The sequence below is a fragment of the Ahrensia kielensis DSM 5890 genome, assembly GCF_000374465.1.
Taxonomy (GTDB): domain Bacteria; phylum Pseudomonadota; class Alphaproteobacteria; order Rhizobiales; family Rhizobiaceae; genus Ahrensia; species Ahrensia kielensis.
The window spans coordinates 155,596-179,615 of record NZ_KB894532.1; the positions used below are offsets into that span (position 1 = coordinate 155,596).

Below are 24,020 nucleotides of genomic sequence, written 5' to 3' on the forward strand. Positions count from 1 at the left end.
TTGAGCGCAATCCTTCACAAACAATCGGATGGGTCTAGATCAAGAGAGCGGGCTGCATTGACCATATAGCAGACCGGTTCAAGTGTAGATATCTACTTCGAGCGCATATCCTTTAGCGCCTCAGACGCACCACGCATTAGAAGTCCCAAATCAACGGCTATGGATACAAATGCATATCCCCACTCACGATAGCGCTTAGCGTCATTGGTGTTCGTCGCGAGTATGCCCGCTGGCACACCAAGTGCCTTTAAGCGCGTCACTGCGTCTTTAAGAGCAGCCTGAACTTCTTCATGCCCAGGATTACCAAGATGGCCAAAGCTCGCCGCAAGATCAGACGGACCGATAAATACGCCGTTCACGCCCGGCACAGAAGCAATCTCTTCAAGTTTCGATAAGGCATCGACCGTTTCAACCTGAACCAAAACAGCGATTTGTTGATCTGCTTGTTCAAAATAATCCGTGGCTAAACCAAACCGGCTAGCGCGCGTGCCCCCAGCAACACCGCGAATACCGTGCGGCGGATAGCGTGTTGCAGCAACAGCGGCAGCAGCCTCTTCACCATTCTGCACGAAGGGAATGAGTACAGTCTGCGCGCCAATATCAAGCACACGCTTGATGAGAACCTTGTCGTTCCAAGCGGGGCGTACAACGAGGTTAGATTCACCAGCTGACGCAGCTTGCAATAATGGCTGCACCTGCGATGTTTCTATGGGCGCATGTTCAGTATCAAACAACAGCCAGTCATAACCGATAAGGCTCAAACCTTCGGATGCAACGGGACTTGTCAAAGACATCCAGATACCGTCGAGTGTCTCGTTTGCAAGCAAGCGACGCTTGAAGTCGTTCAAGGGCGCGCGCATCAAACGAACTGCACTGCTACAGAGCCCAAAGGCCCGAAATCGGCATGGAGCGTATCGCCCTTCTCTGCCCAAACAGGGCGCGTGAAGCTACCTGATAACATCATATGTCCTGGTTCCAAAACAGTACCAAAAGGAGCAAGCTTATTAGCCAGCCACGCAATTGCCATCGCCGGATGGCCAAGCACACCGCAAGCCAAGCCAGTTTCTTCAATTTGGCTGTTACGATAAAATGCAGCGCCAACCCAACGTAGATCAACTTCTTCTGGCCGTACAGGACGCCCACCCAGCACAATACCAGCTGCTGCTCCATTATCGGCCACGGTATCAAATATTTTTCGTGGCTCAGTCACACGCGCATCAATTATTTCAATCGACGGGATAACCCATTCAGTCGCACGCATAACATCAATAAGCCCAACATTGGGGCCCTTGAGAGGCTCTTTGAGAATGAATGTAAGTTCTGGCTCGACACGCGGCACACAAAAATCTTCGAACTTCACTTTGGCGCCGTCTTGCAACACAAGATCATCAAAAAGATACCCATAATCAGGCTCGTCGATTTTGGATGCAGCCTGCATGGCTTTCGATGTCAGGCCGATCTTATGGCCAATGATCTTAACGCCTTCTTTTTCTTTTGCTGCGGCAACAGCGCTAGAAATGGCATAGCTGTCAGCAATTTCAATGTCAGGAAACATCTCTGACGGACGTCGCCCTTGCACTTTCGTGCGGTGGCTTTCTAATAATCCGTCGACGCAAATCTGGCGGTCTTTTTCACTTAACATTTTTATTCCTTCAAAGCTTGATGCAAACGTTGCGCAGTTCAGAGTAGAATTCTAGCGAATGAACACCGCCCTCGCGGCCAATACCGCTGGCTTTTGATCCGCCAAATGGCGTGCGTAGATCGCGTAAGAACCAGCAATTTACCCAAGTGATGCCAACTTCAATCTGCTTGGAGACCCGATGTGCTGTACCAAGATTGGTACTCCATATCGTTGTGGCCAAGCCGTAGGGCGAATTATTGGCGAGCGCGATGCCTTCCTCTTCGGTATCAAACGCACGGATATGCGTGCATGGACCAAAGATTTCTTCGGTTACAACAGGGTGATCTTCATCAAGACCAGTCCACACAGTTGGCTCAACCCAATAACCGCCCTCATAACCTTTGATGTCAGGAACACCGCCGCCCGCAAGAATTTGCGCACCAGATGCACGCGCTTTGTCATAATAAGAAATAACTTTATCGCGGTGCTCGGCAGAAATAACCGTCCCCATCGTCGTTGCTTGGTCGAAAGGATCACCCATGCGATAGCTGCGCGCTTTTTGGGCAAGCCCTTCGCACACTTGGTCATAAATATCGCGCTGAACATAAAGACGTTCCGTGCCTAGGCAAACCTGTCCGGTATTTGCAAAACAGGAACGGCCAATTCCTTCAAGGGTCGCGCCGATATCTGCATCATCAAAAATGATACCGGCATTCTTTCCGCCAAGTTCAAGGCTCACCGGACGCACGCCATTGGCAGCCGCCTTCATTATTGCTTCACCCGTTCCGGTTTCGCCCGTAAAAGTGATGCCATCAACATCGGGATGACTGGTCAGAAATTCGCCTGCGGCGGAAGGGCCAAATCCATGGACCACGTTGTAAACACCGCGCGGAATTCCAACTTCGTTCATGACCTCGCCCAATAAAGTGGCGGTGGCCGGTGTTTCCTCAGAAGGCTTAACAACAACCGTGTTTCCGCATGCGAGTGCTGGAGCGACTTTCCATGTCATTAAAAGCAGTGGCAAGTTCCAAGGGCACACGACGGCAATGACACCGCGCGGACCGCGCAGCGCATAGTTAAGCGCGTCGCCGCCATCTGGCGTTTTCATTTCGAATGTCTCAGTTGAAGCCGTTAATATCTGATCGGCGAAAACATTAAAGTTCGCTGCGCCGCGCGGAATATCAATATGACTGGCTATGCTACGCGGCTTGCCGGTGTCACGAATTTCAGCAGCCAGAAACTCATCAAAACGCGCGTTAATTCCATCAGCTAATTTACGCAGCAGAGACACACGCTCCGGCACGCTCATCCGGCCCCATGGGCCTTTGAGTGCACTTCGAGCAGCACCTACGGCAGCATCTACATCGCTTTTTCCAGCGGCAGATACTTCGGCAAAAATTTCACCAGTCGTGGGAAATTTATTGGCAAATTCACCGCCGGTTCCGGCTTTAAATTCACCGTCGATAAAATTCAGAATCTTTTGCATTATTCAGTCCTTAATTCAGGCTTGCAATCCAAGCTTGGCAACTCAGGGTCGCCGTAAGTTAAATAGTTCCACATACGTTCAAAAATACCGCCCTGTCGGGTGGCGCGGGCTTCAGCTTGTGAAGCTGTGACGATTGAGGCGTCACATAAATTTGCGGATAATGCAGCAAGTTCGACCTTGCACATGTCCTCAAGATACCATGCCAACCCTACGGCTTCGGGCAATGTCGCACCGGTAACAACGGCACCGTTGCCGCGCATAATGACGCCTGCACTATCGCCCATCGCATCAATCACACCTTTGGCACGCTCATCATCGCGCACCAATTGGATGTCGTCCCAGAAGCCGACCCTCGGCGTAAAATAGGTCCCAAACCCGTGACGAATTTGGGGAACCTTTGCCAAAGCAGCCAGTGTCATCATGTGCGGCCCCATGAAGCGAACAACACCGCCCGCATCAGGACGCCGCGCATAGATTTGCTGATGCAATCTTACCTCTCCCAAAACCCCATCAGGCAGCGGTCCCATGACCAGCACTTGCGGGCATGTTTGACCAACTTGCACATGCTCCATTGGCACAGACGGGCAAACGAGAAAGCTCTCGTTATTTAACCGAGCAGAACAATGACCATATGCGTGAACCAGCTTTGCACGGCCAAGGGCGCGGGCAGCTATTCTTACTGTGCGAGCAATATCTTCCACCGCGATCAATCCTTAAAAGCTGCAATATTTGGTGCAGACCCCCACTTACAAAAACCTTTGGGTTCAAAGTGGAACTGTCGGTCGCGCCATAAGGGCTCATCATGGATTTCCACCACGCCGCTAGAATATTCGAAAGTCATTCCTTCCGGCCCTGTGAAATACAAAAACTCCGCAGAGGATGTCGGATGGCGACCGGGCCCAAACGTTACATTCACTTGATTTTCACGCACGAAATTAAAGCTTCGTTGAATGTCGTCGGTGCCACCAACCTGATGATTAATATGTTGGATGCCCGGCTTGTGAAAAGGAAATAGCGCAATCGAATGATGGATCGTGCCAAGACGCATTAATGGGGCATCGCCAATCCTGTCTGACACGCGCGCATTGCACACCTGGGTCCAGAATTTCTCATCTCTCTCAAGGTCGTTAGAGCAAAGTCCAACATGGCTGAAACCAGTGATCCCAGCATCGCGTGTACCGTGATAAGCTTTTGCAGTCGTATCAGGGCGCAGAACGAATTCGATTTGATTTCCCATCGGATCTTTGAATCCGATAAAAGCTGCCACATGCCGTAATTCACATTCTTCACGCGAACCGTAATGTACTGCATGCCCGAGCTTGTCTAAAGTTGCACCAGCGCGGTTTAAATCGTCGGCAGACCCGATTTCAAATCCAGTTGTTTGATCTTCAGGATTCCCTTCAAAGTAACATAAGGTATGCTGGCGATCGTCTGATTTAAAATAGATCGCCCCAGGGCGATAGCCAGCAATTTCAAGGCCAAGTATATTGACTGCATACCATTTCGCACCTTCCAGATCCGTTGTTCCAAGGCGGCAGTAAACGACATCCTTAAGTTCTATCATCTGTCAGATCCTCCGTTAAATTCGGCTAACGTGCTGGGTGATCCCCATGAGCAATGGCTCAATGCTGCATCAGGAAATTGACGTGGTCCGGTTGATTCTGGCGGAGCCATTGGCGTCGCATAACTATAGAGTATGTCGCCCACACCGCTGGTTGTCACAAACCGCGAACCGGATGTTGGCTGCAAACCTGGGCCATGAACAACAGGCAATTGGCGCCCTTGCATGAAGTACCAATTGCGCATGATGTGGTCCGTGTCTTCAACACCGAAAGTAACACCAAGAACCCCATCCTTATCGGACGCATAAATCGCAATTCGGTGATGTGCGCCATCAATATTGATAAAAGCCGATTGGCCAACCCAATCAGATACCGTGCCGCCTATACCTTTGGTCCAGAAAACTTCATTTGCCTCAACGTCTTTACAAGCCAGTTGAATGGCCTGCAGACCAACAATTCCTGTGGGGCGCGGGCCATGAAATGGCCAGCCTGAAGTTAATGGACGCCAAATCACATCGACCATCACGCCATTTGGCGCAGCAACTGTAATGCCCGATTTTACTTGACGGCTTTTTGCTTCGTCATCTGTCAACCAGACGGGCGAAAACCCTTCTGCGGTCAATTGATCAAACACTCTATCGATATCCGAACGATCTGCCACGGTTAACCCAACGGATGAGGTTCCACCATCGGTGAAGCACAAAGCATAATTACGTGCATCCGAACGAAAATAGAGCGTATCTTCTGTGCGGTCCTCAAGCATAAGGCCAAGCACATTACTGCCATAGTCAGCGGCGGCTTCAAGCTCTTGAACCGGTAAGCGTAGATAACGTAAATCACGATAGGATGCAGACATTGTCATTCCTTTTCTTGTGCGGGCCAAGCAGAGTTTTGCTTGGCCCACGCTTGATTATTTCTTTGTTTCAGCTTCAAGCTCGACCAACATTGGAGCCTTCACGCGCCAATCTTCATACCATGCGTCGATTGCAGGTCCGAACCATTCACGGCCCACAGTCGTCACGTCCACATCGGTCGTTTCCAGATCAGCTTTGTATTTGGCATCAATTTCAGCATATTTGCCGACCATCTCATCCAATTTGCGGGCAAAGACTTCGTCGATCACAGCACGGTCTTTTTCATCAATGCTCTGCCATTTACGACCAGAACCAATTGCTGCCATTGGGAACATCATATGGTTTGAGATAATGATGGATTCGGCGTGATCGTAATACTTAGTGTTCCAAGTACCCTCGACATCGATTTGCATTCCATCAACCTGACCATTGGCAAACGCATCATAAAGCGCTGGCAAAGGCATTGGTGTCGGCGCGGCACCCAGTGCTTCCCAAAAAGCAAGCTCTGGTGCAAATGGAATAGTGCGGATTTTCTTGCCTTTTAGGTCTTCGATCTTTTCGACCTTTGGACCAGTAACAATGATCCGCATTCCGGCCATGCCCCAGCCAAAACCAACAAGACCAAAGTTTGACATATTATCGAGCAGTTTTTGCGCTGTCGGCCCTTTTAACAATTCGCGCGCACCAGCAACATCATCGACCAGATAAGGTGCGAGAAAAATACCGTAATTAGGGTCACGGTTGGCAAATTCACCCAATGTGAAGAATGCAAAATCCATTGCCCCAGTTTGAAGCTGTTGTAGCATTTGTGATTCATTACCCAGCTGACCTGATGGGAAAAGAAGGATATCCACGCGGCCATCTGTCTTTTCTTTGATTTCGGCAGCAGCTTCTGTGGCTGAAACCGTCCACTGGTGCGGCGGCGGTGTTATCAAACCAAGGCGGTATTCCTCGGCTGAGGCAACGCTCGGCAAGGCTAATGCTGCCAATCCAATTGCAAATTTCTTAAGTGTATTCATGTCTACTCTCCCTGTTTACGATAGTTTTCTTTGATCGGCTTCAACGCGCGCATAACCTTCGGCAATGCAGCATCGCGGGCCGTCGTTATTTCTGCGACAGAGCGTGGATCAACTTCTGTCATCCCTTCCGTCAAAACTTTGGCAGCAGTAACAAGATTAGGTGTTCCAAGATCATTCCACAGACTTGTCGTCGCGGGTCCCAGAGCTTCGATATAACCTGCCATGCCTGCATCTCCTCCCGAGAGATGAAACACGCCGCCTGGCCCCATTAGGCACCAACGCGGTGCCAAGCCTTCGCTAATGGCATTTTCAACATCCGCCATGGTTGCAGCCCCAGTAGCGACAAGATGAACAGCCTCGCGCCAAAGCGCGAACTGAAGCCGGTTCACCAAGTGTCCACGCATTGGCTTGGCCATACGTAAAACCGTTTTACCCATCGCCGCATAAATAGCCTCTGCATCATCAAGTATGCTTGGCAGCGTATTGCTCTGCCCCACCAGTTCAACAGTCGGCATCAAATATGGTGGGTTGCATGGATGAGCGATAAACAGCCTGTCAGGATTTGTTAGTCCCGATGCAATCATATCCGGTGTGAACCCCGAAGACGACGACGCTATCGGAGTTGTTTTTCCAATCAGCGGCTCAAGTTCAGCAAGCACATTATGCTTAAGTGTCAAATCTTCAGGCAAAGCTTCCTGCACTAAATCAGCGCACGGTGCTTGATCTACATTTAAAACATGGCGCGGCGCCGTGGTTTTTTCCCGCATTGTACCAAGCGCAACCATGACGGGTTGTGCAGCTTGCCAAGTCTGCTCAAGCCGATCAGCAACCAAAGCATCGGGGTCGACCACAGCAACATCGTGACCTGCGCCAGCAAAAGCTGCGGCCCAACCACAACCAATTAACCCACCGCCTATGACGAGAATTTGCGCCATTAGAAAGCATCCTTCAAAGCAGTAGATAGCAATGGAAAGAAGGCGAGCAAGATCAGTACCAAGGCGACCGAAAACAAGAATGGGAGAATTAGCCGTGCAATGCGTTCAGCGCGCACGCCGCTCATTAATGCCGCAGTAAATAGCCCTGTTCCCACGGGTGGCGTGAGTAACCCCATCGTTAAATTCAAACAGATTATGACGCCGAATTGGAAAGCGTCGATATCGTACACTCCGGTCGCAACCGGCAAGAATACGGGAACCACAAGAATGATCGCAGGTATTGGGTCCACAACCATACCCAGCAACAGCAGCAAAAGGTTCAACATTAGTAAGAACATTACAGGTGACGTCGTAAGCGACTGCATCCAAGCAGCAACAATTGCAGGCAGGTTTTCAAAAGTGATAACCCAGCTGAAAATTTGAGCTGCGGCGATCAGAAATAAGACCACAGCTGAGCCTCGTCCTGCGCTAGCAAATGCTGGAAATATCTGTTTCCAAGTCATTTCGCGGTAAATAAACAATCCGATAAAAGCAGCCGCAGCTGCTGCAATGGCAGCCGCTTCCGTAGGCGTGGCAATGCCGCCAAGGATTGTGCCAACCACGATCAGTGGGATCAAAGCTGCAGGAAGTGCATTCCAAACGGCAAGTCCACGCACACGAATTGGCATTTTAGGTGTAACTGGGAACCCGTGTTTGCGCCCAAGCCAAGCCACCACAATAACAAAGCCCAAGAACATCATCATGCCCGGTATAATGCCGGCAATAAACAAATCCCCGATGGGAAGCTGAGCAATAACGCCAAAAATAATGAACATCATTGACGGCGGTATAATTGGTGCAAGCAACCCACCTGCGGCAGTGATCGCGACGCTCACATCCTTAGGATAACCGGCACGAACCATTTCAGGCACGGCAATGCGAGACATAATTGTAATCTGAGCAACTGTGGACCCTAATATGGAAGCCATCATCATGTTGGCGACTAAATTTACATAGGCTAATCCGCCGCGCATTTGGCCCAGAAGCGCCAGCGCCAGCGCCATCAATCGACGGCCAATGCCGCCAGCATTCATAAATTCACCGAGAAGGATGAAAAGTGGCAATGCCAACAATCCATAATTCTCCATACCGCCAAAGAACTGCTGCGGAAATGATTGCAACAAAATCCAATTTCCGGTCATTGCAATATATACCAAAGACAAGAAAATCAGCGCAAAAGAGATCGGCAGACCTGCAGCCAAAAAAGCAAAGAAACTACCCGCCGATATCATTGGAAATCTCCTCTAGGTCGCATGAGTTGCGCTGCCGTGTGAACAAGTCCCGTCAGACAAAAAATTGGTAGGATCAACCAAAACCACACTTTTGGCAGACCAAGCGTCACCGTTGGTTCTTGATAGATAAAGTTGAACGTTTCACTCGAAAACGCAGCAATTGATCCTGCATTCCATAGCGTGATGGGATCAAACCAACGCCACAATATAACGGCGAAAATAGCAAAAAAGGCAAAAAGGAAGGTATCAACGAGTACAGATAAAAGTATACGCATACGCCCGCTCAGCATATCCGATACCAAAGTTACAGCGAGATGCTCTCGTTTAGCCAGTGCCAACGATGCGCCAAAAAACGCCACCCATATCATGAGAAAAACGGCCGCTTCATCTACCCATATGACAGGAGAGCCAACGGCACGCGATACGACATTCAGCATCAGAAATGCAAAAATCGCCACCATCAACACACCAATCAATATGAATTCAACACGGGCAACACCTGCGCTAACTCTCACCAACCAAGGCTGCGGCAGTTCTATCTGAGTGTCATTGAACATCATTACCTCCACGGGTGAATAAATATTTATATTTTGGTCCAGTCAACAAAAATATTTATATTTTTTATTTTTATGCGATAACATAAACATTCTGGAAAAATTCATTTAAAGCGGCTATAGACGTGTCGAGGGAGAGCAGAAGTGAGCAAAACCAGTTTGATGAGAGAAGCAGGCGAAGAGAAAACAACGTCCGAACGGGCGTATCGTTTGCTACGCGAAGATATCGTATCTGGCGCTCTTGCTCCTGGGCAAAAACTCAAAATCGAAATGCTGCGCAATCGCTATGATATAGGTTCCGGCCCGCTTCGTGAGGCGATGTCGCGATTAGCTGGCGACCATTTGGTTCAAATTTTAGGGCAACGCGGCTTTGTTGTTGCAGATTTTACTGTTCAAGATGCACGTGAAATCGGCGACTTACGTAAACTGGTCGAAGCAGAAGCATTGAGCCTTTCAATCCCGAATGGTGATACGGCTTGGGAAGAACGTATAATCACGACTTTTCATAGGCTTGAAAGGTTGGAAACCGGTCCAGAGCGCGGCGTTGAAGCACTCGCAGAGTGGGAACAACTTAACGGCGCGTTTCACGAAGCGCTTGTCGCTGCATGTCCATCCGTTTGGCTGCTGCGCACCCGCGCTGGAATGTTCAAACACCACGAACGGTTTCGCAGACTAAGCCGCCTACGCACGGTTTTAACCCGTGATATTCACGGCGAACACCGCGCCCTTATGGAAGCCGCGCTCGACAAGGATGTGGCTAAAAGTCAGCGGGTCATCCGAACCCATATAGAAGCGACGACCGAAGCTGTGATCAATGCGATAAAGTCTTTGGGTGTAAGTTAAGTCTTTCGACACGTGGGCTAGTCCAAAATGATCAAAGCCACCTTGAGGCACTCCAGAAATGGCGCACTAAACCCAACCTGTAGCTGAAATATTGATTTTCAGAAGATTTTGACCCATTTTTTCATTCGAACCTGTCCCACCTAAGCAGGCGTAACTAGTTACTGGTATAAAGATTTTCGAATTAAAGGTGGATCAGGACGAAACAACAAACTGGATCAGCCTTACCCGACAATCAACAGCTTCACTTCAGATGGCATCAACCAGCATATTTTTTACGCCAATTATAGAACGTCGCCACGCCGATCCCGGCTTTGTCACATTTTTAAATGAACGCAGAAAAACAATTCTGCGTTCGACTATAATTATGGACTACGTCCACATTTCACAAAGAGTGAAATGTAAGAAACTAGTCAGTGTTACCAGCATACTCACTGGCAGGTTTTTGTATCCATGTAACTTTCATGTCTACTTTTGCGGCACTGAACAGGTTCATCACTGGACAACGATATTCCACATTCTTGCACAACTGATCAAACCGCTTTTCTGGCTCGTCACTATAAACCGTGATCTCAAGAGAACCGCTTTCAAAGTAAGGACGAATGCCAGGAACACCTTTAGGGCCGCGAACATCGATTTGGCTCTCGCACGCAAGGTCAACACCGCTATATGCGAAGCCCATCGCTGTAGCGACACCATGTATGATGACGCCATCGCACCCCACAAGCGCAACAAGCACAGTTTCCAAAGGACTAGGCGCTGAGTTCGTGCCTCCAAGGGACGCCGGCTCGTCTGTATATATCGGATCAAAATCACGAACTTGGATTTTAGTTCTTGTTCCAGCCGCATTGGACGCCTTTACATGGCGTATCCCAATTTTCTTTGTAGCTGGGTCGACACTCGGTTCAATAATATCAGGATCGATCATATTAGACATGTGTATTCCTTCTTCTTAAAATAGAGAAATGATTGTACCGACGGGTGCATCACCGCGAAGTACATTGAAAAGTAGTAGAGTGATGGCAAATACGACTGCGCCATAAATTGCCGCGGTCCACCACCGCATTTTTGCCCGCACGAGCAGCATCCAAACCAGCAGAGCAACTGTTGGAATGCTTAATCCAATTGCCCAAACAGCAATCGAATAAACAATCAGCACTGCTAGGATAATCAGCTCGCTACCATCGCGCATAAAGTCGCTGCGATATTCGCGAATGCCGCGCAATACTAACCAGAAACTGAGAGCCATACCCGGCACGATTGCAAGCGCAGGCATTAACCGTGATGACGGGTTGAAGCTCAACATTTCCCATGCTGCATAAACAAACACAACAGATGCAATAATTGCGATGGCTAGTGCGATTGATCTGTTGGAATCATCTGTGTCAGCCGCGGATTCTTTTTCAGCTGCGCTGTTAGATGTAGCAGGTACAGCTGTTTTGCGTGCTCTGATCCATTTGAATGCTGAAACCAACACTGGGATCACAATGATAGAACCGATTATCAATACGCCCGGTCTAGCAAGCCAACTCCAGCCATGTATCTGATTGGTCAACCAAAAATACTGCTCCATTGGCCCCGACAAAACAAAGCCCACCAGCGCTGGTGCGCGCGGCCATCCACCCTGCTTCATTGTCCAGCCCAAAGCACCGAGCCCAAAGAGCATGAAAATATCGCCCATCGTGGAGGTATTTTGATATGCGCCGATTATCATAACGAGCACGAGCGGCGCTGCGATAATTGCAAATGGAATACTGGTCAATCGCGCCAGCCAAGGCGTAATGACGAAACAAGCCGCTGCACCAAGAATAGACGTTAAGGCCACAGACCAGACAATTAAATACATAAGGTCTGGATTTTCGGTGATCATTCTTGGACCAGGATAGTAGCCGAATGAAAACAGTGCGCCTAAGAATATCGCAGCCGCAGGCCCGCCAGGAACGCTGAATAAAAGCGTTGGCACCAAATCGGAGATCACTGTTGCATTGTTTGCACCTTCAGAAGCAGCAATGCCTTTAATCTCTCCCTTGCCAAAGCGAGACTTATCTTTCGTCGATCGGATTGCGTGCCCATAAGCAACCCATGTTGATGCAGAGGCACCAACAGCAGGTACAAAACCGCCAAAAACACCGATTATTGATGACCTTAGAATAAGCCACTTATTATCCCAAAAATCTCGAAGTCCTTCGTTCCAAGAACCAACGGTCATACGCTTTTGAGTAATTCCGCCGCCCGCAGCCAACATTGAGATGACTTCGGCCACGCCGAACAAACCTAGCGCAACGATGGTCAATGAAAATCCATCTAATAAATAGACTTGGTTGAAAGTGAACCTAAAGTCGGCAGCAGCGCTGGCAGGGCCAACCACGCCTAAGAATAAACCAAGGCACGCGGCGGCTAATCCCTTTGCCAAATCCTTACCAATCATTGATGCGGCAAAAAACAGGCCGACCAATGCGAACATGAATAATTCTGGTGTCGAAAGTAATAAAACTATCGGGCCAGCAATTGGGATTGCGAAAAATAACGTTATCGCTCCAACAAGGCCGCCAACCATTGAAGCTAGAAAACCGACACACAACGCGCGAGCAGCCTGACCTTGCTTTGCAAGGGCGTGTCCTTCAATCGCAGTTGGCGCAGAAGCTGGAGAGCCCGGCGCGCCTAGCAGCACCGAAGTGATCGTGTCGGATGTGTACACAACGGATACAGCACCAAGCAGCATCGCGAGGCCAGAGTAATCATCTAAATAGTATATAAAGGGCAGCAAAATGGAAACTGCAGCCACTCCCCCAAGTCCAGGGAGCATGCCAAACACCATTCCGACAGCCATACCACCCAAAAGAGCGAGGAGCCGAATGGGGTCCATAAGCGCTTCCAGCGCCAAGATCGCATTGTCGATCATTCATAAAATCCTGATAGCAAGCTATTGTTACGCGCAACGAAAGAAGGCGGCTCATTTAAAAAACGAGCCGCCTCAAGTTACTTTAGAACTTCACACCATACTTTTCTGAAAGCAGATCACGCAGATAGGTCTTAACTTCCTCAGATGGTGAAAGGGCAGCTTTCACTGACTTTTCCGTATCAGCACCAGCATTGAGTTTTGCGCCATTTGTTACTTTTTTGCTTTGCGCTTGGAACTCAGGATCAGCATTGATATCTGCTACTGCCTTTTCAAAAATATCCAATACTTCTTGAGGCACATCAGGATGCATGTAACCGGTTAAGCCATATGCGTAGGTTACAGAAGCGATACCTTGATAAGCATCCCATTCAATACCTGATGGGGCTTTACCATTGAGTGTTTCATACACTTCATAAACGGAAGGTAATTCTGGCGCGATAGGATCACGGCCCTTCAAAACACCGTCTTCAATGGCGCCGCCTGTCCATAGTGGCACAGCAGTACCGGACTCAACCGACGGAATAACCTGCGTTAAATATACAGGACTAAACTGATAGTCGATATTCATTTCGCCCTGCTCGAATGCAAGTCGAACCGGACCACGGCCACTAAACCCAAGGACAGATCTTACATCGAGGCCTAGAACCTCAAAAGATAGAAGTGCAGGTAGATCGGATGCAGCAGCGGCAATACCGCCATAAAGCAAAGGGGTATCAGAGTTTTTGATGTCTTCGGCTTTTTCAATGCCTGTACTTGGCGACACATAGGCCACAGCACCAAAAGGATGCGAGTAAGCAACACGGTAATCTGACAAACGGTACTCTACGCCTTGCTGGCCCAAAACGAATGGGTTCGCTGTTGATGACGTTGTGAAAAGTATTGTTGTGCCATCTGGTTTTGCGTTTTTCTCAAACCAGTTCGCTCCAAGAATTGAACCGCCGCCTGGGCGATCAATTACATTTATCTTCGGATTGCCCGGCAAATGTTTCTCAAAATATGGTTCAAGAAACTTAGCTGAAACAAAGGTTGCGCCGCCTTGACCAAACGGCACAATCACGTCAATTGACTTGCCCGCAAAGTAGTCAGTCTGCGCTTGCGCCGTGGCGACCGTTGCAGCTGTTGCCAGCAATGCTGTTACAAATTTTCTCATCATACATTCCTCCCTAGTTTTATGGCTTCTGCGGTTGCATTAGCCGATTGTATTCTCCAACGAACCTAGACCTGTGATACTCACCTTCATCTTGTCTCCCTCAACAAGATATTTAGGTGGTTTAAAACCAATCCCGACGCCGACCGGTGTTCCCGTTGCGATAATATCGCCAGGCAACAGTGTCATAGTGCGTGACATAGTTTCAATAAGTGTAGGAATATCAAAGATTAGATCACGGATATGAACACGTTGGCGTTCTTCTCCATTAATCTCAGTGACAAGCTCAAGCTCAGTGACATCACCCACTTCATCGGCTGTCGCAAGCCATGGACCCATAGGACAGAATGTATCTATTCCTTTGCCTATGACCCATTGGTTATGAACTTTTTGCAGCTCTCTTGATGTCACATCATTGATGACCACGTAACCAAAGACGTGCTCATATGCGTCATCCTTAGAGACATTGAATGCACGCTTACCGATAACAACACCGAGCTCACCCTCATAATCGACAGTATTCGTGTGATCGAGAGAGCCTTTCACTATGTCGTTAGGGCCGCACACACTTGTTGTCGGCTTCGTAAACACCACAGGATGCGAAGGCACCTGCTCTTTGGCGCTGGAATCAAACCCGCTATTATGGAATTCAGCAGCATGTGCGTAATAGTTTTTGCCAACGCAAAAAATGTCCCGCCGAGGCTCAGGTATTGGTGAAAGAAGTTTCACCGAAGCCAACGGAATGCGCTGTGCTGACATTGTGCCCCACGCATCCACGGCAGTTTGACCTTCCGCAATTACTTTGAGCACTGCGCTTTGTGCAGCCTCTCCCTTAACGCAAAGTACAGCATCATCTCCATCGATGAATCCTGCACCTGTTTCGCCTTCATATTCAAACGTAATTAATTTCATTTTATCGAGACCATCTATTTTTATCGATAAAAACAAAAACCATATAAATTTAAACTTGTCAAACAGCTAAACTTGGTACAAACAAAATTTATGAAGAACGATTTTGCTATTTCACCTGGTGAAGACACCGAAACGCTCGCCCAAGCAGCCTTTCGCGCTATTCGCACAGATATTATTCGCGGAGTTAGAAAACCCGGCGAGCGGCTTCGCATTGAACGACTTCGTTCAATTTACGAGATCGGCCCGACACCGCTGCGTGAAGCACTGCAGAGGCTGGGCCAGGACGGCCTTGTTATCATGGAGGGAAATCGCGGCTTTAGGGTTGCACCCCTAGATCCAAGCGAATTTACAGACCTCAATACGGCGCGAACATCGATTGAAAAAGAGGCCTTGAGGCTATCGATTTTAAGAGGTGACAATGATTGGGAAGCCAAAGTTGTCGCTGCTAGCTATATAATGAAAAAAGAAGATCTGGCCTTAGCCGAGGGCGGCGAAGGTGTACCCGATAGCTGGGAGCGCGCGAATGGTGAGTTTCATTTTGCTTTGGTTTCGGCCTGCGGCTCGAATTGGCTTTTAAGAGTTCGCTCCAGCTTACACGATCTGTGCGAGCGATATCGTCGTGCAGCGATTTACCAAAAGCTTGGATCACGCAATCTGCAAGATGAGCACAGCGCTATTGCAGAAGCCGTTCTGGCAAGAGACACAGATTTGGCTTGCGCGTTAATTGAAAAACACTTCGCGTTAACCGCCTCCACACTTTACGACGCAAGCACACGACACGATGTTAAATGACACCATCATTTTTTTACTCGCCGGCCTTATCGGCGGCGCTGTAAACGGAGCAGCTGGCGGCGCTAAACTTTTTGTTTTCCCGATGCTTCTAGCCTCGGGCCTGCCACCAATTGCAGCCAATGTTACCCAAGGTATTGCCTTGTGGCCGGCTCAACTTCCAGCAGTATGGGTTTATCGCAAAGAGCTTTTGCAAGATCTTCGTGCTTTAGCGTTGCAAATGGTCCCCGCTCTCATTGGAGCACTACTGGGCGCCATAATCATGATAAACTCTGACGAAAAATCATTCGTCTCAGTCATTCCATTCCTGCTCGCAATCGCAGTAATAGCTATATTTTTAGGGCCAAAATCAGCAGTTCTCATGCGTTCTGCATTTCCAGGCAATAAATTAAAATTTGCAACAGCTGTTTTTCTATTCGCGATCGGCTTTTATGGTGGTTACTTCGGCGCAGGCATGGGTTTTATGCTTCTCGCGGTCCTTTCTGCTTCACTAAATTCAGGATTAGGCAGCGTTAACGGTGCAAAAAACCTTATGGCATTCGGCATTCAAACAGTTGCCGTTATACCGATGGCGCTATCAGGTCTCGTGGACTGGAATGCTGCAGCATTGGTTCTCATTGGCGGCATTGCAGGCGGATATATAGGCGCAAATATCACACGTGCGATGCCGGAAAAATACATACGCTGGTCAGTGGCTGCTCTTGGTGTTTTCTTGACGCTGTCTTTCTTGCTACGATAGACAACGAGGGTCTTTTTGTCTGCTTCAGAAGACCTCATTTGACCAACCAAAGTTACGCTATCATTTATAACACGATGTGATCGTCATCAAATATTTATGGCCGATGAAAGCTTCATTTAAGCGATTTGACTCATCTCCGCTCAGGTACGGCTTAGACTTGCCCCGTTTTAACTCCGCATCCAGTTCTCGTTTATGCCGTTTTTCGTTCGAAGTCTGCCGGTGATATTCCTCCTATTGCTGAGTGACGACGGCGGGTGTTGTAGAAGCCATTGATGTATTTGAAGAGCGTATCAGTCACCTGTTGGCGTGTTTGCCATTGATGTCTCCAAACGAGCTCTGCTTTCAATGTTTTGAAGAAGGTTTCAACATCGGCATTATCCATTGCCCGGCAAGCAATTGCGAAGCAAATGCTGAGAGGGATAACAATTTCTTTTGCCGCTCATGGATACTTTGAAGCCAAGCTGACGAAGCCGCTTTTGATAGTCATGAGAGCAGTATTGGCTTCCGCGGTCAGAGTGATGCACACGTCCTGCTGGTGGGTTTCGAAGCGCGACTGCATGGCTCAATGCACGTAACGCCAGTCTCTCAGTGAATGTACCATTCACTTGCCGACCAACGGATCATGCCTCAACCGATCACTTACTGACCCTTTGCCCCACAGTATATTGCACAGCAATCAACGAGAGGAGGCCAACAACTCGCCTTGAGTGAAGATTAATCATGACAGCAAGATAAAGCCAACCTTCACGTGTCCAGATGTCGGTGATGTCTGCCGCCCATTTTTGGTTTGGACGATCAGCAGTAAAATCCCGATCAAGCCAGTTTGGAGCAATGTTGAACTTATGATTGCTGTTGGTTGTAGCCTTGTATTTACGGGTTCTAACCACACGCAAACCGTTTTGGCGCATTAAACTGCCAACACGTCGATGCCCAACATGCAGTCCAAGCTCCTTCAACTCCTGCGTCATTCGGGGTCGTCCACTCTCGGCAGTTGCTTCGCAATTGCCTGCCGTGCAGTGCATAACTGCCAAGACTATGATGATGTTGTTCTCGGATATGGGCCAGCAAGACCATGTCTTGCCTCTGGTGATGACTAACAGGACGCCCGCGCCACGATCGGTATCCTCGCGATGTAACGCCCAGAATATGACAAAGCCGATCAACAGGAATGTATGTTCGGTGTTCCTCTACAAAAGCAAACTTCACTCGTTGACCAGCAGGCGATGTTTACATCGCCGAGAGGTTGCTTTGATTTGCGAAGAACACCGTCGCCTTTTTTAGCACCTCCCGCTCCTCCAGAAGCAAGCGGTTCTCCTTGCGAAGGCGTTCATTCTCTTTGGCCAGATCAATATCTGCTGCAGGTGGAAGATCATCAGGCTTGGATTGCTGAATCCACTTGGCCAGTGTTGAGAAACCGACATCTAAATCGGATGCTACTTGCCTACGTCTAAGCCCACTTGTCAGTGCAATGCGCACCGCTTCACGTCTGAATTCATCATTGTGTTTGCGTGCCATAGTTGTTCTCCTTGAAGGCGATTATTCCATTCAAGGACACGGAACGAAACCGTGACAAGTCCACTCTCAATCATTTTTTGGATGTGAAAATCGTCAAAACCAGTTTCAGATAGTATTTCACGGGTTTGTTGCCCCACAAGCGGAGCTGGTCTTTCTATACAAGAACGGCTCTCGCATCAGTAATTTAGACGCGTCTTCCAAATGCAAATCATCTGAAATACGCCACTTAAATCATTTTCAATGCTGTCAACATTGATACTTTCACACAATATGCACGATCAGGCTACTCAATGGCAAACACTATTAATGGCGTCTAAAGCGTGTTTTCTTAGCGGTGCTACGATCAAGTTTAAGGCCACTCAAACGATATTTATGCCGCGCTCAGAATACGCCAGTCATTCAAAGGCTGGTCGTGCAATTCAGAATTAACTTGTATAACTTAGCAGTCACAATTTAGGAGTTGAGACACGATGTTGTAACCAGCGTTGTATCACAGTGGATACTGCGATCTTACTGCGTACAAGCAATTTCAATGAGTTAGCCAACCATTTGGTAGCGTGTCATTATTTGTACCCAGTGAGTTCACCCAAAAAACAGCAGATTTATATTATTTTTACTGTACGAACTGACAGAATATTAAACATCCCCCTTCAAGATGAATGCAGTCGCAGGAAGTGAACCCTGTGAAAAGGGGATTGATGTGAGATACCGAGAGACGGACGAAGTATTCAAGACGTTGGTATCGGAGCTCACATCTACGATTTCCCCAACAACGATTATGGGGCTGACCATACTTGTTGTGGGTCTATTTGCCTACGATAGCCTCGGCGGCATTGGAATAATGCTTGCCACTATCGGCGGAAGCATTGCATCTCTTGCCAAAATTTTCGTGACGGTGGCTCACCGGCGCTCAAACGCGGCAAAGCGAGCAACCGTTAAAGACGCTGCCCGCTGGGAAATGGCGCACGGACTGCTCACCTTCGTCGTCGCTGCCTCTGTCGGCTCGCTGACAACTGTGGTGTTTACCTATACTGACCTGTCATTACATATTCTTTCTACAGCGATCATCTTTGGGTATTCGGCCGGCGTGGCAATCCGGATATCAGTTCGGCCATTCATCGCTGCGACAGCGATCATGATTGCAGGGTTACCAACGACGATTTCAGTCATGCTCTATGGCGATACGGCCCACTGGATATTGGCGGCGATATGTGCGGCCTTCCTAGTCGCGGCCATGCAGAGCGTTTGGCATGTCTATCGGACTGCCACCAAAGAAATCTACCTGCGTCTGGAAATGGAGCATCAGGCACGCCACGATCCGTTGACAGGACTTCGTAATCGCACGGCGCTAGGCGAAACGTTCAAGGCTCTTGGCTCCGCTGAAAATACGATGACCTGCGTTCATTGTTTCGACCTTGACGGCTTTAAGAGCGTCAATGATCGCTTCGGTCATGCGGTCGGTGATGAACTATTGGCGACGATTGGAAAAAGGCTCAAAGAGAGCCTAGATGAACCGAGTATCGCCGTACGCGTCGGCGGCGATGAGTTTGCGATTCTTCAACCAGAGGTCAGGAACCCCGTTGAAGCCGACCTCTTGGCCAGAAACATCGTAAATGCCCTCAGCTTGCCGTATCTGCTTTCAGGCGAAGAGATCATCATTGGCGTCAGCCTCGGCTATACGGTGGCACTCTCCAACTCTGCAAAACTTGAACATATGATGGCTATTGCAGATAAAGCCTCATACCGCGCAAAGCGTAACGGCGGCGGTATAGATTGCGAATTTCCATCAACACTGAACCTTTATACATCTTCTTTAGCCGCATGAACGCATGATTTTGTATCAAGGTCATTCAGCGTCCCATGGCATCGTCCCGAGATTTCTAGACACCTTGTTCCCTATAAATGAGAACACTTAGACCTTATCAGGTCAGCCAAAGTTTACAGAAAAATTCAAAAATATCGCGATCATACTGATTACAGAGCATGGTCATTGAGTTGCGGATGTTTCACACTGACTAAGTGTCAGCCACCCACTCGCTCTGCGTTTGGATAAAGCGATGTTCATCCATCGTGATGTGTCGTTTTCATGCTCCAGGCCAGCAAGTAGCGACAAATTTATTTCCAAATACGTAAAATTTTGAGTTTCGAGATAATTGTGCTTAATTAGCAATTCTTACCCTACGTAAGACCAATTTTGGTTTTTTATTGATAGATCAAATCGTTAAGGAAAGTCAGTTTGATGCGGACTATGAAGGTCTTTTTAGCACTTAATTTAATTGCATTCGCCGCAGACGCTCATAGCGCCAGTAGTTTACCAAGTCTTATGAACAGCAGTAATGACCAAACTGCGTCTGGTATAAAATTGGTCGCCGCCAATGGCTGGGTTAATGTCACGGGTGTTTATTATTCTGGCGGCACTATTGTCAAAACCTCAGATTTAAATTGGCTGGAAACAGGCGATAATGGCAGTACTTTTAACTTTGTGGAAGTCGGCAGAGATAACACTTCTATATATTTACGAGACAATAGCCGCGGTGTGGATTTAAGACTGAACCTTAGCGAAGAGCAAATATTCTACAGCGATGATACAGGCAAAGGTTTTCCTCTTGCTACAATCACCGGGCTCCTGAGTGGTCCAACCGATACAAACTCAGGACAAATTGGGCAGGCTTCTTCGGTAACAGTGGTCGAATATACTTGCAATGAAGGAATACCGCTTATTCTGGAGTTTGAAGATAGGGGCAATGATTTTTCCGTTACATGGACCCATGATGGATTTCGAGGAACCAAATTGCCCCAAGTCGTCTCAGGTTCAGGCAGTCGTTTTGCTGCAGACGGCATTGAAGTTCATACCAAAGGCAATGCTGCCTACATCAACATGAAAGGTGCAGAAGACAATTGCACGCAGGTGAACTAATGACTTCTTCAGCAAACAAAAAGCTTCGATCTATCTTCCGCGCTGCGTTGATTACGGCGGTATGCATTCCCTTCTCAAGTTTAGCCCAAAATAGTGAGTTTGAGTGGGGGTACGGGCAATACAACGATGACCAAAACAAGGGACGTATGACGTCCTACCTTGGTTATAGTATTCCTGAAACAGATGCTTCTATGGTCAGTGCACACTGCAGTGCTGGATCAAGCGGAAACTTCTCTCTGATTGAGTTTGGAACAGACACCAGCGGTTTCAATGATGGGCAACAAGTTGACGTAAAATTCTCTACGGGTAACTTTAACCGACGTATGAACGGCACAATTGTCGGCACAAATGCAGAGGTTGGTATAAGCGGTGTACAATTTACAATTGATAACGGTGATCCGCTCTGGGATGCGATGAAACGTGGAATTACATTAAAATACAGCATTGAAGGTAAAGCTCTTACAACACTCTCACTTCGTGGCAGCAGCACTCCAATTAATAATTTTCTTGAGGACTGCATGCTATACGCGGCAGATTTTCGAAACAGTGGATCAACGCCAACACCTGAAAAATCAGATCCGCGATGGGCAAGTTGCCGAGCACCAGAAAATCAAAAATCCCGCAATCTAGACACTCCTATAACTGTAACCTTTGCCAATAAAAGCGAAGGGTATCGCAGCGTGTTTTGGATGGATTTTGATGGTAAACCTGTCAATTATGCAAATTTGAATGCAGGCGAAGAGTTTACTATTCAAACCTCACTCGGTCATCCCTGGATGTTCACAGACGGCCCAGGAAACTGCATCGAAATGTTCCAACCACAGCTCGGCGTCAATCGCTTTGAAATTGGCGCGCCATCGCCCTCATTCGGCCCTGAGTAAAGTATTGTTGCCATGTCATTTATAACGAATTGGGGAAAAAAATATGATTAATCAATTGCCAAAAATCGCTTACACCGCGGCTATGCTTGGTGTGCTCGCCGGCTGTGAATCAATAGACCAAGAACCTTCTAATGCTAGACAGTTTGCGCAAACAACCTCGGTAAAAATCTACAAATATACTTGCAATGAAGGGATACCATTGACCCTAAGATTTGAAGAGACAGGTGGGAATAGCTTTGTAACTTGGACACATGATGGTTTTAGTGGAGCCAGATTGCCGCAAGTAAGATCAGGATCTGGCAGTCGCTATGCTGCCAATGGTTACGAAATCCACTCAAAAGGGAATAGTGTGTATTTAAACCTAAGAGGAATAGTCGATAATTGCCGCCGATGACTTAAAGCGTTTCCTGACACCTAAATTCTACAGAAATTGCTCGCCAGTCACAGCAATGCATTGAATAGCATTGCTCTCATGGAATATTTTTAGGCTCATAATAATAAGGACTAACAATAGAATTAAGCGGTTTATAGTCGGGCTAATTTACGTAGCGTAATCCGCCTGCAAGGGATGGAAATGTCTTTAAGGTTTTATCAATATAAAAAGGAAAATTCTATGTCACGTTTACTTTCAAAACATCTACTATCGGTCACACTTTTGGCTTCAATGGTCGCAATTGGCGGCTGTGTATCCACAACGCCTCCGCAGATTGATAATTGCGAAGGTGATTCAATGCTCATAAACGGCGAATGCGTTGGTGTAGATGAATACGGCAACCCTAAATAATAGGACTGAGTGAACCTCTGATGACGCTCTATGGCGGGGCTTGTCAGAGTGTTCGTATCAACTTCTGCAGGCTTGCTTGTCTCAACTGTTCCATTGGCCTCGATGACAAATAATCGAATAACTGCTGTGCGGATATCGGTTTAGAAAAGAGGTACCCTTGACCAAATGTGCACCCAACGGCTGACATGAAATCCAGTTGACCTTGGGTTTCAATCCCTTCCGCAATAATATCCAAGTTTAAGGATTTTCCCAAGCTTACAAGCGCTTGAACAATGGCCGTATTGCCTGCACTTTCCCCAAGGCCTGATACAAAAGACTGATCAATCTTGATGCAATTAACGGGATAATCTCGCAAATGGCTAAGCGACGCGTATCCAGTGCCAAAATCATCAAGCGCAATGATGACACCAGCCTCTGAAAGGCGCTCCAACACGTGCGTTATCTTAGAATCCGCATCGTCTAAAAATATGTTCTCTACGACTTCTATTTTCAAATGATGTGGCTGCAAATTGTTGTGCGCCAATGCTTCTAAAACACGCTCAACATAATCCATCGATTGAATACATAAAGAGGAGGCATTGATGCTTATAAAATCAATATCGAGCCCTTTACTTTTCCATTCTGCAAAATCACGGAGCGCAATATCCAAAATAGTTTCATCGACAGCTAAAGCGCTTTTGGGCTCAAACAGAGCATGCCAAAATTTTGCTGGGCCAACGATTGAACCATCCTTATTTTGAATGCGGGCAAGCGCCTCTACGCCTTTTATTCGCTGCGAGCTTAAATCGAATATTGGCTGATAATGCGGAAGCAATCTTCCCTCATGAATTGCCTCTTTCACCAATTCAAATGCTTGTCGTTTTTCTTCAAAAGCTTCGGTTAAGCTTGGATTATAGGTTTCGCAAACACCGCGGCCAGTCTGTTTTGCATGATATAATGCCAGATCGGCCTGCTGCTGAAATTCTTCGCAGGATTGCGTTTCTTGGTATGTTAGAGAAATGCCGATCGACGCACCAACACTAATCTCATGCCCCTCATAGGGCACGGGTAAATTGATCACTTCAATCAATTCAGAAGCCAAATCTTCAGGTTTCAGCATTTCATTTTGCACACCCATAAGGACTGCAAATTCATCCCCGCCAAGGCGTGCGCAGAATGCATTCTCAGGAATGGTATCTTCAATACGCTTGGCGATTGAACAGAGGATCTTGTCACCCGCCAAATGACCAAAGCTATCATTGATATCTTTGAACCCATCGAGATCGATCAAAAGCATTTTGAAATTGCAGTCG

Annotated in this window: 23 protein-coding genes and 1 pseudogene; 8 read left to right on the forward strand and 16 right to left on the reverse strand. The window is 47.8% G+C overall.

The annotated features are described in order from the left end of the window. Window positions 1–92: 92 nt before the first annotated feature. Genes C504_RS0114705 through C504_RS0114750 form a run of 10 tightly spaced genes read right to left on the reverse strand, consistent with a single transcriptional unit; the run spans window position 93 to window position 9,305 of the window. Window positions 93–860 (reverse strand): HpcH/HpaI aldolase family protein, encoded by a 768-nt coding sequence (locus C504_RS0114705; protein WP_018690128.1) that lies wholly within the window; start codon window positions 858–860, stop codon window positions 93–95. Then, a complete protein-coding gene (locus C504_RS0114710) occupies window positions 860–1,642 on the reverse strand; it encodes an FAA hydrolase family protein (RefSeq protein ID WP_018690129.1) in 783 nt (260 codons plus the stop codon). The genes C504_RS0114705 and C504_RS0114710 overlap by 1 nt, the downstream gene beginning before the upstream one ends. Before the next feature lie 10 nt (window positions 1,643–1,652). Beyond that, complete coding sequence (locus tag C504_RS0114715) at window positions 1,653–3,107, reverse strand: 2-hydroxymuconic semialdehyde dehydrogenase (protein ID WP_018690130.1); 1,455 nt, start codon at window positions 3,105–3,107, stop codon at window positions 1,653–1,655. Then, on the reverse strand, window positions 3,107–3,808 hold the full coding sequence (locus tag C504_RS0114720) for a class II aldolase/adducin family protein (RefSeq protein WP_156815969.1): 702 nt from the start codon (window positions 3,806–3,808) through the stop codon (window positions 3,107–3,109). The genes C504_RS0114715 and C504_RS0114720 overlap by 1 nt, the downstream gene beginning before the upstream one ends. Before the next feature lie 5 nt (window positions 3,809–3,813). Beyond that, window positions 3,814–4,671: a VOC family protein gene (locus C504_RS0114725; protein WP_018690132.1), complete on the reverse strand. Its 858-nt coding sequence runs from the start codon at window positions 4,669–4,671 to the stop codon at window positions 3,814–3,816. Beyond that, a complete protein-coding gene (locus tag C504_RS0114730) occupies window positions 4,668–5,525 on the reverse strand; it encodes a VOC family protein (protein WP_018690133.1) in 858 nt (285 codons plus the stop codon). Before C504_RS0114730 ends, C504_RS0114725 begins: the two co-directional genes overlap by 4 nt. A 54-nt stretch (window positions 5,526–5,579) precedes the next feature. Further along, window positions 5,580–6,542 (reverse strand): TRAP transporter substrate-binding protein, encoded by a 963-nt coding sequence (locus C504_RS0114735; RefSeq protein WP_018690134.1) that lies wholly within the window; start codon window positions 6,540–6,542, stop codon window positions 5,580–5,582. A 2-nt stretch (window positions 6,543–6,544) separates the two neighbouring features. Next, on the reverse strand, window positions 6,545–7,477 hold the full coding sequence (locus C504_RS0114740) for a 3-hydroxyacyl-CoA dehydrogenase NAD-binding domain-containing protein (RefSeq protein ID WP_018690135.1): 933 nt from the start codon (window positions 7,475–7,477) through the stop codon (window positions 6,545–6,547). Next, window positions 7,477–8,748 (reverse strand): TRAP transporter large permease, encoded by a 1,272-nt coding sequence (locus C504_RS0114745; RefSeq protein ID WP_018690136.1) that lies wholly within the window; start codon window positions 8,746–8,748, stop codon window positions 7,477–7,479. Before C504_RS0114745 ends, C504_RS0114740 begins: the two co-directional genes overlap by 1 nt. Continuing rightward, window positions 8,745–9,305, reverse strand: a complete 561-nt coding sequence (locus tag C504_RS0114750) for a TRAP transporter small permease (RefSeq protein ID WP_018690137.1) — start codon at window positions 9,303–9,305, stop codon at window positions 8,745–8,747. The genes C504_RS0114745 and C504_RS0114750 overlap by 4 nt, the downstream gene beginning before the upstream one ends. A gap of 141 nt (window positions 9,306–9,446) precedes the next feature. Between C504_RS0114750 and C504_RS0114755 the strand changes: the two genes are divergently transcribed. Continuing rightward, entirely contained in the window at window positions 9,447–10,145 is a 699-nt protein-coding gene (locus C504_RS0114755) for a GntR family transcriptional regulator (RefSeq protein WP_245555227.1), read from the forward strand. A gap of 406 nt (window positions 10,146–10,551) precedes the next feature. On the opposite strand, the gene C504_RS0114760 is transcribed toward C504_RS0114755, so the two are convergent. The 4 genes from C504_RS0114760 to C504_RS0114775 form a co-directional block, all read right to left on the reverse strand. Further along, a complete protein-coding gene (locus tag C504_RS0114760; RefSeq protein WP_018690139.1) occupies window positions 10,552–11,079 on the reverse strand; it encodes an OsmC family protein in 528 nt (175 codons plus the stop codon). 15 nt (window positions 11,080–11,094) lie between these two features. After that, entirely contained in the window at window positions 11,095–13,044 is a 1,950-nt protein-coding gene (locus tag C504_RS0114765; RefSeq protein ID WP_018690140.1) for a tripartite tricarboxylate transporter permease, read from the reverse strand. 82 nt (window positions 13,045–13,126) lie between these two features. Next, a complete protein-coding gene (locus C504_RS0114770; RefSeq protein WP_018690141.1) occupies window positions 13,127–14,197 on the reverse strand; it encodes a type 2 periplasmic-binding domain-containing protein in 1,071 nt (356 codons plus the stop codon). A gap of 36 nt (window positions 14,198–14,233) precedes the next feature. Next, window positions 14,234–15,103, reverse strand: coding sequence for a fumarylacetoacetate hydrolase family protein (locus C504_RS0114775; protein ID WP_026317543.1), 870 nt, complete (start codon window positions 15,101–15,103; stop codon window positions 14,234–14,236). Between the two features lie 90 nt (window positions 15,104–15,193). Between C504_RS0114775 and C504_RS0114780 the strand changes: the two genes are divergently transcribed. After that, window positions 15,194–15,895, forward strand: a complete 702-nt coding sequence (locus tag C504_RS0114780; RefSeq protein WP_018690143.1) for a GntR family transcriptional regulator — start codon at window positions 15,194–15,196, stop codon at window positions 15,893–15,895. Further along, window positions 15,885–16,631, forward strand: coding sequence for a sulfite exporter TauE/SafE family protein (locus C504_RS0114785; RefSeq protein WP_018690144.1), 747 nt, complete (start codon window positions 15,885–15,887; stop codon window positions 16,629–16,631). The genes C504_RS0114780 and C504_RS0114785 overlap by 11 nt, the downstream gene beginning before the upstream one ends. A 190-nt stretch (window positions 16,632–16,821) precedes the next feature. Here the strand turns inward: C504_RS0114785 and C504_RS18800 are convergent. Next, window positions 16,822–18,146: pseudogene (locus tag C504_RS18800) on the reverse strand (IS3 family transposase). A 700-nt stretch (window positions 18,147–18,846) separates the two neighbouring features. Between C504_RS18800 and C504_RS0114800 the strand changes: the two are divergent. From C504_RS0114800 to C504_RS18805, 5 genes are all read left to right on the forward strand, one after another. Next, window positions 18,847–19,971: a GGDEF domain-containing protein gene (locus C504_RS0114800; protein ID WP_169385140.1), complete on the forward strand. Its 1,125-nt coding sequence runs from the start codon at window positions 18,847–18,849 to the stop codon at window positions 19,969–19,971. A 423-nt stretch (window positions 19,972–20,394) separates the two neighbouring features. After that, complete coding sequence (locus C504_RS0114805) at window positions 20,395–21,063, forward strand: MliC family protein (RefSeq protein WP_018690148.1); 669 nt, start codon at window positions 20,395–20,397, stop codon at window positions 21,061–21,063. After that, on the forward strand, window positions 21,063–21,944 hold the full coding sequence (locus tag C504_RS0114810; RefSeq protein ID WP_083923203.1) for a VHL beta domain-containing protein: 882 nt from the start codon (window positions 21,063–21,065) through the stop codon (window positions 21,942–21,944). The genes C504_RS0114805 and C504_RS0114810 overlap by 1 nt, the downstream gene beginning before the upstream one ends. 43 nt (window positions 21,945–21,987) lie before the next feature. After that, complete coding sequence (locus C504_RS0114815) at window positions 21,988–22,338, forward strand: MliC family protein (RefSeq protein WP_018690150.1); 351 nt, start codon at window positions 21,988–21,990, stop codon at window positions 22,336–22,338. Window positions 22,339–22,557: 219 nt separating this feature from the next. Then, on the forward strand, window positions 22,558–22,728 hold the full coding sequence (locus C504_RS18805; protein WP_018690151.1) for a hypothetical protein: 171 nt from the start codon (window positions 22,558–22,560) through the stop codon (window positions 22,726–22,728). Window positions 22,729–22,771: 43 nt separating this feature from the next. Here C504_RS18805 and C504_RS0114825 read toward each other — a convergent pair. Then, window positions 22,772–24,020, reverse strand: a 1,249-nt coding sequence (locus tag C504_RS0114825) for a putative bifunctional diguanylate cyclase/phosphodiesterase (RefSeq protein ID WP_018690152.1), incomplete at its 5' end; no start/stop codon positions are given.

What these genes read in the sequence shown, in the direction of transcription:
- C504_RS0114705 (WP_018690128.1), bottom strand. Translation starts at nt 860, where the DNA reads ATGCGCGCGCCCTTGAACGACTTCAAGCGTCGCTTGCTTGCAAACGAG.
- C504_RS0114710 (WP_018690129.1), bottom strand. Translation starts at nt 1,642, where the DNA reads ATGTTAAGTGAAAAAGACCGCCAGATTTGCGTCGACGGATTATTAGAA.
- C504_RS0114715 (WP_018690130.1), bottom strand. Translation starts at nt 3,107, where the DNA reads ATGCAAAAGATTCTGAATTTTATCGACGGTGAATTTAAAGCCGGAACC.
- C504_RS0114725 (WP_018690132.1), bottom strand. Translation starts at nt 4,671, where the DNA reads ATGATAGAACTTAAGGATGTCGTTTACTGCCGCCTTGGAACAACGGAT.
- C504_RS0114730 (WP_018690133.1), bottom strand. Translation starts at nt 5,525, where the DNA reads ATGTCTGCATCCTATCGTGATTTACGTTATCTACGCTTACCGGTTCAA.
- C504_RS0114735 (WP_018690134.1), bottom strand. Translation starts at nt 6,542, where the DNA reads ATGAATACACTTAAGAAATTTGCAATTGGATTGGCAGCATTAGCCTTG.
- C504_RS0114740 (WP_018690135.1), bottom strand. Translation starts at nt 7,477, where the DNA reads ATGGCGCAAATTCTCGTCATAGGCGGTGGGTTAATTGGTTGTGGTTGG.
- C504_RS0114745 (WP_018690136.1), bottom strand. Translation starts at nt 8,748, where the DNA reads ATGATATCGGCGGGTAGTTTCTTTGCTTTTTTGGCTGCAGGTCTGCCG.
- C504_RS0114750 (WP_018690137.1), bottom strand. Translation starts at nt 9,305, where the DNA reads ATGTTCAATGACACTCAGATAGAACTGCCGCAGCCTTGGTTGGTGAGA.
- C504_RS0114760 (WP_018690139.1), bottom strand. Translation starts at nt 11,079, where the DNA reads ATGTCTAATATGATCGATCCTGATATTATTGAACCGAGTGTCGACCCA.
- C504_RS0114765 (WP_018690140.1), bottom strand. Translation starts at nt 13,044, where the DNA reads ATGATCGACAATGCGATCTTGGCGCTGGAAGCGCTTATGGACCCCATT.
- C504_RS0114770 (WP_018690141.1), bottom strand. Translation starts at nt 14,197, where the DNA reads ATGATGAGAAAATTTGTAACAGCATTGCTGGCAACAGCTGCAACGGTC.
- C504_RS0114775 (WP_026317543.1), bottom strand. Translation starts at nt 15,103, where the DNA reads ATGAAATTAATTACGTTTGAATATGAAGGCGAAACAGGTGCAGGATTC.
- C504_RS0114780 (WP_018690143.1), top strand. Translation starts at nt 15,194, where the DNA reads ATGAAGAACGATTTTGCTATTTCACCTGGTGAAGACACCGAAACGCTC.
- C504_RS0114785 (WP_018690144.1), top strand. Translation starts at nt 15,885, where the DNA reads ATGTTAAATGACACCATCATTTTTTTACTCGCCGGCCTTATCGGCGGC.
- C504_RS0114805 (WP_018690148.1), top strand. Translation starts at nt 20,395, where the DNA reads ATGAAGGTCTTTTTAGCACTTAATTTAATTGCATTCGCCGCAGACGCT.
- C504_RS0114810 (WP_083923203.1), top strand. Translation starts at nt 21,063, where the DNA reads ATGACTTCTTCAGCAAACAAAAAGCTTCGATCTATCTTCCGCGCTGCG.
- C504_RS0114815 (WP_018690150.1), top strand. Translation starts at nt 21,988, where the DNA reads ATGATTAATCAATTGCCAAAAATCGCTTACACCGCGGCTATGCTTGGT.
- C504_RS18805 (WP_018690151.1), top strand. Translation starts at nt 22,558, where the DNA reads ATGTCACGTTTACTTTCAAAACATCTACTATCGGTCACACTTTTGGCT.